Origin of the sequence: Bacteroides sp. M10 (assembly GCF_014334015.1) — a bacterium.
GTDB lineage: Bacteria > Bacteroidota > Bacteroidia > Bacteroidales > Bacteroidaceae > Bacteroides > Bacteroides intestinigallinarum.
Window position 1 is genome coordinate 4,759,245 of sequence record NZ_CP060488.1, and the last position, 14,044, is coordinate 4,773,288.

General features: G+C 38.3%; 7 protein-coding genes. 3 read left to right on the plus strand and 4 right to left on the minus strand.

The genetic code is table 11. The features are described from left to right. Position 1: 1 nt before the first annotated feature. The 4 genes from H8796_RS17375 to H8796_RS17390 form a co-directional block, all read right to left on the minus strand. Positions 2-1,141, minus strand: a complete 1,140-nt coding sequence (locus tag H8796_RS17375; RefSeq protein WP_117933207.1) for a glycoside hydrolase family 18 — start codon at positions 1,139-1,141, stop codon at positions 2-4. A 27-nt stretch (positions 1,142-1,168) separates the two neighbouring features. Further along, positions 1,169-2,719, minus strand: coding sequence for a SusD/RagB family nutrient-binding outer membrane lipoprotein (locus H8796_RS17380; RefSeq protein ID WP_117933209.1), 1,551 nt, complete (start codon positions 2,717-2,719; stop codon positions 1,169-1,171). Positions 2,720-2,736: 17 nt separating this feature from the next. Then, positions 2,737-5,538 carry a SusC/RagA family TonB-linked outer membrane protein gene (locus H8796_RS17385; protein WP_255502047.1) on the minus strand — a complete coding sequence of 934 codons (2,802 nt, stop codon included), beginning with the start codon at positions 5,536-5,538 and terminating at the stop codon, positions 2,737-2,739. Between the two features lie 805 nt (positions 5,539-6,343). Beyond that, on the minus strand, positions 6,344-7,579 hold the full coding sequence (locus H8796_RS17390; RefSeq protein WP_008999507.1) for a site-specific integrase: 1,236 nt from the start codon (positions 7,577-7,579) through the stop codon (positions 6,344-6,346). 377 nt (positions 7,580-7,956) lie between these two features. Between H8796_RS17390 and H8796_RS17395 the strand changes: the two genes are divergently transcribed. From H8796_RS17395 to H8796_RS17405, 3 genes are read left to right on the plus strand one after another with little or no spacing between them, the layout of a single operon-like run. Next, positions 7,957-11,268, plus strand: a complete 3,312-nt coding sequence (locus H8796_RS17395; protein WP_187343843.1) for a TonB-dependent receptor — start codon at positions 7,957-7,959, stop codon at positions 11,266-11,268. Between the two features lie 14 nt (positions 11,269-11,282). Beyond that, the gene (locus H8796_RS17400) at positions 11,283-12,854 is read left to right on the plus strand and encodes a SusD/RagB family nutrient-binding outer membrane lipoprotein (RefSeq protein WP_117933576.1); all 1,572 of its coding nucleotides are present in this window, start codon (positions 11,283-11,285) and stop codon (positions 12,852-12,854) included. A gap of 25 nt (positions 12,855-12,879) precedes the next feature. Further along, positions 12,880-14,013 (plus strand): glycoside hydrolase family 18, encoded by a 1,134-nt coding sequence (locus H8796_RS17405; RefSeq protein WP_117933578.1) that lies wholly within the window; start codon positions 12,880-12,882, stop codon positions 14,011-14,013. The last annotated feature ends 31 nt before the right edge of the window (positions 14,014-14,044 follow it).

The following is a 14,044-nucleotide window of genomic DNA, read 5'->3' on the forward strand; positions in this document are numbered from 1 at the left end:
ATTAATTTTTAAGTAATGAATGTGATGATGGATTCATAATTTGAATAGCACGGCGTATATTTTTATATTCAGGTGAAGTTCCATACTCTGCTTCCATATGATAGGTTCCTGCACCACCTTTACGGAATCCGTTACTTGGTTGCCAGCGTGCCATTCCTTCGAGAGATTTCATTTTGTTACCATAACGATCAGTATAATCATATCCACCGTCCATAGCAGCATCGGTAGCCTCGAAATTCTCGGTCATGATGGTCATCTTCGTGATTTGTTCTTCAGACATGACACTGCTATACGTCTGAACAAGTCCTGCACCTGCTATACCGCCTGTGATAAGGCGTTTATCGAGTTTAGAATCACTGCCGGGACTAGTATTATTGTAAGCCTGAATGATAAAATAGTCGAAATATAATCCGACTTCAGGTCTACCCGTTATGCTCTGTGGTTCGCCGTCAATAACTAATAATTTACCAGTTCCTGATTTCGGACCGAAATATTTGCCTAGTTCATCAACGAATGCAAACATTCTATCATCTTCATCTACGATATTACCGGGATTACCGAAATTGGGTTCATAGTCGATATCAAAGCCGTCATAACCATATTTATTGACTGTATCGGCAATGGCACTTGCATATTTGCGAATAGATGCTTCTATTGCTTCCTTGTTTGATTCATCGGAAGGCCATCCCCAAAAATCATTCACAGCTTCCTTTTCGGATGAGAATCCCATTTCTTCCCAGTTGTCACGAATATTCTGCGGGGTAATCTGATCTCCTACACTTCTGATAATGAAACACATGGTAAAGCGAGTTCCTTTCTCTTGTTGACAAAATTGGAGATCTTTTTTTTGAGCTTCTGTAATGTTCGACCAATTTCCCCAAATAGAAACAATATCTACACTATCAGGAATACCGGCTAAAGAACTTTTCATATAGGCACCTTCACCACTCCAGCCACCAAACCAGCCAAAGGCAACTTGGTGATCTGTCTGTTTATAGGCACGCAAAGCCGCATAATATTCATCCGATACGATCGATTCGGGAAAAGTTTTTGCTTCCGACTCCGTCCAGTCACTGCAACCGATCAATGAGGTTGTTGCCAGTGATATGAGTACAATGTATAATAAATAAATTTTCTTCATAAAAGTCCTTTTTATGCATTATATAAATTAGTTCTTCTTAGCCCACTTTAAGTCAGTAGCTTCATTATCAGCACCGCCAAGTTCTGCTACTCCCAGATCATAATTGGCTTTATTGTTTTGTGCCTCTGTATAAGGGAAGCTTAGACGACGCATACCGCGTTGGCTGCTCACTCCACAATCTGATAGATTGTCGATACAAGGATAAAGTTCCGGATAACCTGTACGGCGATATTCAGCCCATGCTTCCAATCCTAATGGATAATTGGCGATCCATTTTTGAGTAATGACACGTTGGAAATTCTTTCCATTTACGTTATCAGCCTCACTGTCATCCCACATCACACTCACTGTATTGGTAATTGTAGCAGTAGCATTTTGCACAGCATCACTTTCATGTGATACGACAGGAGCTTCGTCAATCTTCAAGTATTCAGTGGCTGAAACCTGATATTGTTCCATTGACAAATTAATACCATCTTCATAATAGGCTTTTGCTGTTTTAGAACCGACATTCCAACCACGCAATTTTCCTTCTGCACGTAAAAAAGCCGTTTCTGCAGCGCAGAAAACCATTAATTTAGAGGTTGCCGTATATGCGGGAATAGAAAATCCTGCAGCGTCTGCCTTTTTAAAATCAGCATCTCCAGTACGCATACCTACATACTTATCTGTTTTCCCAGCAAGGGTAGACTTATTAAAGAACTTCGGCATACGTGGGTCATCATATGCATTCATATAGTCTACAATATTTGCATTCACGCGCAGATCACCCCAACTTACAGCTGCCAGTTGATATGGATTACTCTGTGTGCCACAAGAAAGCATAGCATTATCCGAATTACTTTCAATCAATCCTGCTTTATGTGTTACTGCTGCTTCAGCTGCCTCTTGAGCAATGCTTGGCCATGTTCCGCTGATTCGCATTGCAACACGTAAACGCATTGAATTGGCTAGCTTAGCCCAACCTGAATAATTGCCATCGAAAACCGGATCATTGGCTCCCAATGGTGCATTACCATTTGTTTCTACATAATAGTTGTACAAAACATCAGCTGCATTGGCTAAATCACTTAATATATTAGTATAGACCTGTTCCTGGGTATCATAAGATACATAGAAATTACCCTTCTTTACTTGGCTGTAAGGCATCGGTCCATAACAATCCGCAACGCGAAGCATCGTTATGGCACGTATCATACAAGAGAAAGCATAATAATGTCCGGTAGAATTAGTTGCTTCCTGTATCTGGAAAAAGTTTCCATATATTTTTTCAAACGGAGTGTTCCAAGGGGTAGCATTCCAAGCATCACTCTGATTGAATGTGCTGAAGTTTGTGCCACTCCATGTGTTGGAACAGCATAAATAGCCACCTAATTGTCCCACCATTTGATCCTGCATTTGAGAGTCATTCTGCTGAATATTCACAATTGTTTCAATCATAGACTTCATCAAAGTAGCAGGGTCTGCATCATGAATTTGATATTGATTCGTATTATACTCCTCAAATTTATCGGTACAACTTCCTGCCAGTAACAACAGAACGGCACCGACTGTGATATTTCTTAAATATTTTCTCATAACATTAGCTTTTTCTTTTAGAATTGAACTTTCACATTAAAACCGAAGTTACGCAAGCTAGGTTGCATAAAGTAGTCTACATTCATATAATAGTTACTGGAGGTAGAGGCAGACAATTCCGGGTCGAATGGAGCTTTACAGTAAATCATCCATAAATTACGTCCTACAACACCCAAAGTAACATTGGCCACATTTTTAAACCATCTTTTAGGAAGTGTATAGTTTAGGCTCAATTCCTGCAAACGTACATTGGTTGCACTGTATAGATAATAACGACCGTAGCCACCCTCACCCGTACCAATAGCTTGGTAATACTTTTGGGCATTAACTTTACCGTTATTAATAGGTATGCCACCATTATCACGGGCTGTTGCAGATGTTTCGGATACTCCATAGTAATCTAAAATACCTTGAGTAGCCGAATAAGCTAATCCGCCTACACGGGCTGATAATACAACTCCTAAATCAATTCCTTTGTAAGTGAAATGATTGGTCCATCCGAGGTTGAAATCAGCATCCAGATTACCTACTTTTACCGGAGTGTTTGATGAAGTGATACCCAGATTACCATTCTGATCGACTTTTATATTACCGTTATTGTCTTTTGTCAGCTGGTTGTATACATAGATATCAGTCATGGAGCCTCCTTCTGTCAGGATGACGCGAGGAGCTACATTCTCTTTACCTAACCAACCTACATTCATTTCATCCATTTGGATAGCTTCTCCTGTCACAGGATTCACGCTGCCGCTTGCCAGTCGTTTCACCTTGTTACGGTTTAAAGTGAAAGTAGCATTAGAAGACCATCCGAATCCTGCCCATTTATCACTGAATCCTAAAGCTAATTCAATACCCTGATTTTGCACGTTACCGGCCTGTACAATCGCTTGTTTATATCCGGAAGAAGAGGGGATATCCACTTTAAATGTCTGGTTCAATGTGTTAGAACGATAGTAAGTAGCGTCTAAATTGAAACGATTTCCCCAGAATTTCAAGTTCAAACCGATTTCCCAGGATTTAGTCTTTTCAGGTTTCATATTGTCCATCGGATATACGGTCGGATTCGCCCAGTTATGTGTCTGGCTGTTGTATTCGTAACCCGGATTAGTAAGGAAACGATCGAAAGAAGAGGCTACCACTGTATACGAACCGCGTATTTTAGCATAAGAAATCACCTCTGGTAGTTTTACCATTTCTGATAATAAAGCCGATAAACCGACTGACGGATAAAAGAAAGATTTCTGTTTGGAGAATGCGAGTTTTGAATCCCAGTCATTACGTCCGGTTACGGTTAGATACAGTTGATTTTTCCAACTTAATTCAGCACTGGCAAAAATACTTTGAATTTCATCTTCATATCCGGTAGGATCCGGTTTATAGTTGGCGGAGAAATTAATATTGTTGATCTGGAAGAAGTTGGGAATAACCAGGTCACCTGCAATATATAACTGATCCATTGAAGTATGATATATGGAAGCACCAACATTGGCTGTTAAATGAAAATCACCAAATGTTTTATCTATATTAGCCAGGAAATCGGCATATAAAGAACGTTCCTGACGCATGGCATCTTCAAAACCACCACTTACACCACAGAATGTTGTTAATGTAGAAGCAGATTTCTCATTTTTATTCCGGTAGTCGGAGTTGTCCAGATTGACACGACCGACAACGTTGAGCCAATCTGTAGCCTGCCATTTCAAAGAAGCGTTCATCATATAACGTTTCTTGTTGGAAGTACGGTTGATGCGATTTTGTATCCAATATGGATTTTGTAATGACAAACTTGCATCACCATAAGGCCAATATTGTTCCATATAGCCGTAGTTAGTATTATAACGTTCATACAAACGAATTTCGTCAAAGTTGTCTCCACGAGGGAATAGATACAGTGATGGGAGAGGGTTATAATACTGTCCTTGAGAAACCATGTTTTTGTTGTTCTGAACGATATATTGTGCACCGATATCCAGAGTAAGTTTATCATTCAGGAAATGGGTGGTATTACGTGCCGTAAAATTATAACGGTTATAGGAGTTATTCGGAAGAATTCCACCGGAGTTAGTTGTAGAAGCAGAAAGATAAGTCTGGTTTTTGGTATTTCCTGTAGATAATGCTACCGAATTGATAACATTGGATCCTGTTTCAAAGAAGTCAGATGGGTTATATCGACGGTTTGTCAATTCTCCCCAGCTGAATAATCCGGAACTTGTACCATAACGGTTCTGCATATCCGGCATAATATATGCTTTAGAGAAAGTAGTACTGTTGGATACTGTTATGGTAGTTTTCTCTGTTTGGCCTTTTTTAGTAGTAATTAAAACAACACCGTTTGCCGCAGCAGAACCATATAATGCTGCCGCAGAAGGACCGGTCATCATACTAATACTAGCAATATCATCCGGATTTAAGTCAGCAACAGCATCTGATCCTCCCATCTCTCCAAATAATCCTTCGCCACCGCTTTTTCCTGTATTAAAAATAGGTACACCATCAATTACATACAATGCATTGTTATCTTTAGTCAGAGATTTCATACCACGCATAACAACACGAGTGGCACCACCAGCACCGGTTGCACCACTATTAATCTGAACACCGGCAACCTTTCCTGATAGTGAATTCATAAAATTGGCGTCCTTAACAGCTGTCAATTCGTCACCTTTTACCTCTTGTACATTATAACTTAATGCCTTAGTTGCACGCTTGATACCCAATGCAGTAACAACTACTTCGTCCAATACTTGCGTATCTTCTCCTAAGGTTACTTTAAGAGGTTGAGCATTGGTAAGCGTGATTGCTTGGGAGAAACTGTGCATTATTATGATTAGGAAATAAAATTTATGCCACCTTTATTATTTATCAATAAGTAATTGTTCAAAATTAAACGGCATCATGTGTATGATTGTAGTGTCTTGCCTCTACAATTCACCACCACCAATAATATTTATTATTTTTTCTATCCTTCACCTTTCTTCTGGACTCCCGATAAACAGGACGTTTACGAGTGAAGGGTGACTCTTTCACACACTCTTTCACCTTACTTGGAAATGAAATATGCTTATAGATTATTTTTTTATTAGGGTGTTTTTTTTAAACATTGGGATGATTGTAAAAAACATCACAGTGTTTTTTACAATTAATGCAATGATTTTAGAAAGTACTGTTACAACATTCTTTCGATATGAATGTAATGGTGAAGACTGCTCCTTCACCCATAAACGACCTAGTCATCGGGTGTTCAGAAAAAAGGTGAAGGGGAATGGAAAAAATGTATATCTGTAGGGAAATCAAATATTGTTTTACCAATTCTATAAAGCACAGCTTTAGCCTACTTAAAGCATAGCTTTTCGTTCCCTAAAGCTATGCTTTAAGTAAGTAAAATGTAGAACAGAGCTTATACCTTGAACAAATAGTACAGACTTTATAAACTTTACCATCATGTGAATGGCTTATTTATAAAATTTGACGTAAAACTGTCTAATTGATATATAACATAATTTTCTTGTAACTAAAAATGAATATGGAAAATCCATTTATCTCTTCTGCTTTTTCACAAATTGTAGTATTGAAAAACTAGAGAAAATAAAGGGTGTACATACAATTTGCATGCACTATTCTAATTTAAATATTAAAGTCGGTAAGCAATTGAGCATTTCTTATTCTTTCTTCTTTCTCAAAATAGGCTAGATAGTTCTCTGTGACAGCTAAATTGGAGTGTCCCAAACTTTCTGAAATATAGGAAGTTTTAGCACCTGCACGTTTTAGAACTGTTGCAAATGAATGCCTAGCAGTGTAAGTTGTTAATTGAGAGATCCCTGTATCTTGAGCTATCTTTTTGAGTCTTCTATTGCATTTAGTAACAATACGCCTCACTAGCCTAACTCTTTCAAACGCATTTTCTGTTCCGTCAGCGTATTTAAAGATATATGTTTGTGGATTAATTCTAGGGTTCCCCCATTTATGAATGATATTCCACATTTCCGGAGTTATTATTGCATGTATCTCTCTACTATGTTTAGCTGTCCTCGAAGTTTTAGAACGTACAAAGCATATCTCTCCATCTACAATATTTGAATACTGAAGAAATAGTAAATCCATGAAATTGATACCATTGCATAAATAAGAAAATACCCATAGATCTCGAAATTCTTCTATATCTTTTGTTCCATCTTGATAGGACATTACTTTTTTTATATCAGCAAGGGTGAGTGCTAATTTACGTCCACAGCCTTCAGGAATCTCATATTTATTTTTCCCAAAAGGGAACGATGATTCTTTTAATATGCCATCTTGTATAGCACGATTTAGTATGCACTTTAAAGCTCTGAAATAAATACTAATACTTGAATAGCTCTTACCTTTTGAAAGCCAGAAACGTTCACATCGTTTGAGCCAATCTACTGTAATTCTTTCTAAAGGAATATATGTCCCGCCAAAACTCTCTAAACTTTTTAATGCACTCTGATAACTTAGATAAGTACTTGCCTGCTCATTATCTTTTAGTTCTTTCATTTTCAGACTAAAAGCACTATGCAGATTCATATCTTTCATTTGTCTTCCTAACCTAATACTTAAAGTCTCAATATTAAATTCCCCCTTTTGTATTAGTTCATTAATGTGCTGTTTTACATTAGAAAAGCTACTTTCTATATCACTTCGTATCTCTGTCAATAACCTACTTTTTGCTTTTAGCAGTCTATCCCAATCTTCTTTTGAAAGTTCCTTTCCTGTTGAGTAATATTTTTGTTTTCTTCTGAATACCACTTGAACTTTAATAGGAAACAATCCGCTCTTTTTTACTCTTCTGGTATCTAATATGGTTAATACAGAGACTCCATCTCTTGAATATTTGAACATAAAAATGAATGTTTATATCTATACATTAACTGAAACATACATGAATTGTATGCAAAATGTATGCAAATATAATAAATCAGCCTGATTTTAATAAGTGTATAAGATTCTATTTATCAAATATTTGAGTATTTATTTTTCAATTAGGAATTTACTTCTATTATTTTTTTTCAAAAAAAATCTTATCTTCGTTTAGTAAGGTTACAACATAGAATGTATTACTATTGAATAAGCGCTTATGGAATTTATTTTAAGTGTAACCTTTAAATTTATTAATTATGAGAAACAGAGATACATGAAACCTTTGTGTGAAAACGGTAATTTTAGTTACTGTCCCTAATTAAACTCTCTAAAAACTATTTCTAATTAAAAAGAATAAGATGAAAGAAATTATAAAACACAAGTTCTCATACTTGTTATTCTTCCTTTTGTTGGTTTCGTGTTTTGCTTCAGCTTATGGGCAAGAACGAACGATCACTCTTAATCTATCAAAAGTACCCTTAAACACTGCTTTGAAAGAAGTTGAGAGACAAACTTCAATGTCAGTAGTCTATAACACAAATGATGTCGATATAAATCGCATCGTATCCATCAAGGTAACAAAAGAATCTCTGAATAATGTAATGAATCAGTTATTCAGAGGAGTTAATGTCAGTTTTTCAATAGTAGATAATCATATTGTACTTTCTGCAAAGAGTAATAAAGAAGATCAGCAGAAAAAAACTCCAATTATGGCAAGTGGTACTGTTACTGATTCAAAAGGAGAACCATTGATCGGAGTTAGTATTCTGGTAAAAGGAACTTCAAATGGTACTATCACTGATATGGATGGAAATTTCAAAATACAGGCTGCCAAAGGTGATGTACTTGAAGTATCCTATATCGGTTATGCCTCCCAAGCAATCACGCTTACCAATGCTCAACCTCTTAAAGTAACCTTAGGAGAAGATACGCAAGTATTGGACGAAGTAGTTGTTACTGCATTGGGTATCAAGCGTTCGGAAAAAGCATTGACATATAATGTACAACAGGTGAAAGGTGATGAACTTACAACTGTAAAAAGTACTAATTTTATGAATGCATTGGCTGGTAAAGCGGCAGGTGTACAGATTAACTCTAGTGCATCAGGTCCTGGTGGCGGTGTGAAAGTTGTAATGCGTGGTGCTAAGTCTATTACACAGAATAATAATGCTTTGTATGTAATTGATGGTATTCCAATGTATAACCGTGCCTCTTCCGGTGGTGATGGAGCTATGGCAACACAACCTAGTAGTGAATCAATAGCTGACATTAATCCGGATGATATCGAGAGTATGTCATTGTTGACAGGACCTTCTGCAGCTGCATTATATGGATATGAAGGAGCTAATGGAGTTGTTCTAATCACTACAAAGAAAGGGCGTGCAGATAAGACAACTGTAACTTATAGCAATAATACCACCTTCAGTGATCCGATGATGATGCCTAAGTTCCAAAATACGTATGGTAATCTGGCAGGAGAAACAATGAGTTGGGGCCTGGAAACAGATAAGAGATATGACCCTGCAAATTTCTTTAATACAGGAAGTAACATATCTAATGCACTGTCTCTCTCTACAGGTAATGACAAAAGTCAAAGTTATATCTCTGTAGCTACCACTAATGCAGCAGGCATCATGCCTAATAACGACTACGATAGATATAACTTCTCGTTCCGCAACACCACCAATTTCCTGAATAATAAGTTTATTTTGGACACAAGTGCCAACTATATTATCCAGAATGATAAGAATATGGTGTCTCAAGGACAATACTTTAACCCGTTGACAGCTTTATATCTGTTTCCACGTGGTGAGGACTTTAATGACGTAACTGTATACGAACGCTATGATGACTTATCAGGAGTAAGCACTCAATATTGGCCATACGGTGATTTAGGAGGTGTTTCATCTCAAAATCCTTATTGGATCATGAATCGAATGAATCGTGAAAATGATAGAAGACGTTACAAACTGGCTGCCAGTCTGCAATATAACATCATTGAAGGGCTGAATGTGCAGGGACGTGTGAGCGTTGACAATACCGAAAGCAAATATACTGAAAAATTCCATGCCGGTACTGTCGGTAACTTTGCAGGAACGAAAGGACGATATAAGGAAGAAAGACGTATGGATAGGCAAATATATGCAGACGTGTTGGCTAACTTCAACAAAACGTTCAAAGATTTTAATGTAATGGCCAACCTTGGTGCTTCTATTAAAGACCTTCGCATGGAATCTAGCTCTTTACACGGAGACTTGAACAATGTGACCAACCATTTTACCATCGAAAACCTGACACGTAGTGGGTATTATAAAGTAGATGCTAATGGCCTAAAACGTCAGACACAATCCGTTTTCGCCAATGCGGAAATAGGATGGAGAAGCTTCCTTTTCTTAAGTCTCACCGGACGTGCTGACTGGGATTCTTCACTTGCTCTTTCCGACAGAGGAAATAAAGCGTTCTTCTATCCATCTGTTGGTATTTCAAGCATTCTAAGCGAAGTGATTGATCTGCCCGAATGGTTCTCATTCTTGAAAGCACGTTTCTCTTTCACTTCTGTAGGTAATGCTTATGATCCTTATTTGACTAAAGCACGCTATATCTATGATGATCAGCTTGACCAATACAAAACAGAATCTTTGTATCCGAATTCGGATTTGAAACCCGAAATTACCAAATCTTATGAAGCAGGATTGAATATGCGTTTCTTTAAAGGTGCATTGAATTTTGATATTACTTATTATAATTCAGATACACGTAACCAAACGTTTGCAGCACCTCTTCCTGCAAGTGCCGGATATACCGCTGTTAATATTCAAGCTGGTAGTGTACAGAATCAAGGTATCGAAATGGCTTTAGGATATAATAATGAATGGCGTGATTTCGGCTGGTCTACTAACTTTACTTTTACTTATAACAAGAATAAGATTAAAAGACTCGCAGATGGTGTAACCAACAGAATAACTGGTGAACCCATTGAAATGCCTTATGTGGATAAAGCCAGATTAGGAGGTTCAACTTCACCGGTAGTACGTCTGACAGAAGGCGGTTCTATGGGAGATTTATACATCAACCGTGATTTCAAACGCGACAACAACGGTTATATCTATCTGGATGCTAAAACAGGTTTGCCAAGCATGGTAGAAACTGAATACAAGAAAATTGGCTCACTGCTTCCGAAAGTTAATTTAGGATGGAGAAATTCATTCACTTATAAAGGAGTACGTTTGAATGTATTGTTAAGTGGTCGTTTTGGTGGTTTAGTTGTATCTAATACGCAGGCATTCCTTGATCGTTGTGGCGTTTCAGAATATAGCGCACAACTTCGCCAAGCTGGAGGAGTAACAATCAACGACAGAAATGTGTCTGCTAAAGACTATCTGGGTATAGTAGCAGCTGGTACCGGTGAGGGAGATCACTATGTTTACAATGCAACGAATATCCGCCTGCAGGAAGTCAGCCTCGAATATACGCTTCCTAAGAAATGGCTGTATAACATTGCTGATGTGACATTAGGTTTAATTGGAAACAATCTGGCTATGATCTATTGTAAAGCACCGTTTGATCCGGAATTGGTTGCATCATCTTCCAGCACTTTCTATACTGGTGTGGATTACTTCATGCAACCTAGCTTGAGAAACATGGGATTTAGTGTAAAAGTACAATTCTAATAAAGGAACGAATAATGAAAAGATTCAATATAATCAAGACAGTAAGCGCAGCAGCTTTTACAACTACTCTGCTGTTCACTTCGTGTACCGGGAACTTTGACGAATTAAACATGCATCCAACGGACTTGTATCCCGAAAATATGACTCCAACCGAGCGGGTAGGTACATTGTTTGTGGCTATGACTCGCTTATTGAATGCCTGTCAGGAAAATAACAGCCAGCACACCGAACAAATGGTGGGGCAATATGGAGGTTATTTTGCTACAACTGCTCCCTGGAATGGCACTAATTTCGGAACATTTAATCCTAGTGCAGACTGGGTATCTGTTCCTTACAAAGATATGTTTACTGAATTTTATCCGAATTTTCAAACAGTCAAAGAGTCAACAGGAGGGTCTGGATACATCTATGCATGGGCGTCTATTCTTAGAGTAGGCGTAATGATTCGCGTAGCCGATATCTATGGACCTATTCCTTACTCTGAAATGGGAAAAGGAGAATTTCAAGTAGCATATGACGACGTAAAAACACTCTATCATAATATGATTAGTGATTTGACACGTAGTATTGAGGTACTTTCTGCTTTTGTGCAGGAGAATGCAGGAAAAGAGGTTCCGGTTGCTGAATATGATATCATATACAATGGTGATTTCAGCAAATGGATTAAGTATGCCAATTCTTTGAAACTTCGTATGGCAGTACGTATCGCTTCTAATACTGAAGACACGGAATATGCCAAACAAATCATGGCTGAAGCAATTGAGGGAGGAGTTATAGAGTCTAATGGAGATAATGCTTTCTTCCCCGCTATGCCATACAATCCATTTGAGATTGCTTCCGGCTGGGGTGACTTGGCTATTAACGCAACACTTTCCGCATATATGACCGGATATAGTGATCCGCGCATCAGTAAGTATATGAATACTGCGACTTCATACAGAGACTACCGTGGAGTACGTATGGGTATTAGTGATACAAGCAAAGCCGTAGAGGGTAGCGCAGCAAGATATTCTAAACCTGCTTTTACAGCAGATTCCCCTATGCCTGTTTTCTATGCAGCGGAGACTTATTTCTTGAAAGCTGAAGCTGCTCTGCAGGGATGGATTGCTGGTGGAGACGCAGCGGCCAAAAGCTATTATGAACAAGGTATTCAAATGTCAATGAGTCAATATGGTGTAGAGATTGGTGACTATCTTTCAAGCACTGTTGTTCCACAAGGTTACACAGATCGATTGAATTCAAAGAATAATATCTCATTTACCAGCGTGCCCAGTGTTGCATGGGGAGATGGAACTAATAAACTTCAAAAGATTATTACCCAAAAATGGATTGCCAACTATCCGATGGGGATCGAAGCTTGGTGTGATTATCGTCGTACCGGCTATCCCGAATTGTTTACTGCACGTGACAATCTAAGTTCTGCCGGTTATATCGGTGATATTGATAGCAAACGTATGGTACGCCGCTTGCCATATCCTACAACAGAAAAATCCAGTAACTCTGCCAATGTAGAAGCCGCTATTGCAACTATGTTAGGTGGTCCGGACACCGGATCTACAGATTTATGGTGGGCGAAAAAGAACTGATTTTTAACCTGATAAAACATAGAATATGAAACATATAAAGAAAATGTTAGGATTTGCATTTGCTGCGACATTCTTTGTTGGATGCACGGATGTGGAATCTATTAATGACATAGATTTGAATCAAACAACTAAAACTGATGAATATTATGCTGCTTTGCGTGAATGGAAAGAGACACCGGGACTTCCGCAAGTGTTTGTATGGTTCGACAACTGGACAGGGACTTCTCCTACAGGTGAAAATAGCTTAAGAGGTTTGCCTGATTCTATCACCATTGCGTCCAACTGGGGTGGTCATCCTAAATTTGATTTAACTCCGGAACGAAAAGCTGATATGGAATATATGCAAAAAGTGAAAGGAACAAAGGTTGTCGTTACTCTCTTTTCTCAAAACATTGGTGATGATCTTCCTGATAAAGAAATTTATCACGAAGCCGGAACCAGTAGTGATCCGGAAAAAGTGAGACCTGCAATCAAAGCCTATGCCGAGGATATTTACAAGGCTTGCCTTGAATGTGGATATGATGGTTATGACTGGGATTATGAACCTGGTGGTGGAATGGGAGTAGGTCCGCTCTGGTCAAATAAAGTTCAGAGAACTATATTTGTAGAGGAACTTTCCTACTGGTTTGGACATGGCGCAATGGATCCCAACCGTGATCGTGGAGATCGCGCTATGCCGGAAAAACGCCTTCTCTTCTTGATTGACGGTGAGGTCGGTATTCGAACAGGTATGGATAAGGAATGGCTGTCATATTATGTAGATTATTTTGTATTGCAGGCTTATGGCGGAATGGCAGACTACAGAATGAAAGGGGTTCTTGACGATATGAGCGATTGGATTCAGCAGGGAATTATTACTCCGGATGAAATCGTTCGTAGAACCATAGCCACAGAAAATTTTGAATCGTATGCAAATACAGGGGGAGGATTTCTCGGCATGTCAAATTATGTATATAAAACAACGTATACCACCGGTGGAAAATCGTATGAAATAGATCAGTTGATTGGTGGATGCGGGCTTTATCGTGTAGGCTTTGATTATGCACAGGGTAAGGGTGATTATGATGGTTCACCGGAATACTATTTTCTGCGTCAAGGCATTACGAACATATACAAGAATTTCTATAGCCGTATGAATGCTACTGCGAATGAAGAATAATGGTTAAACGAATTTTATAAGAATGAAAATT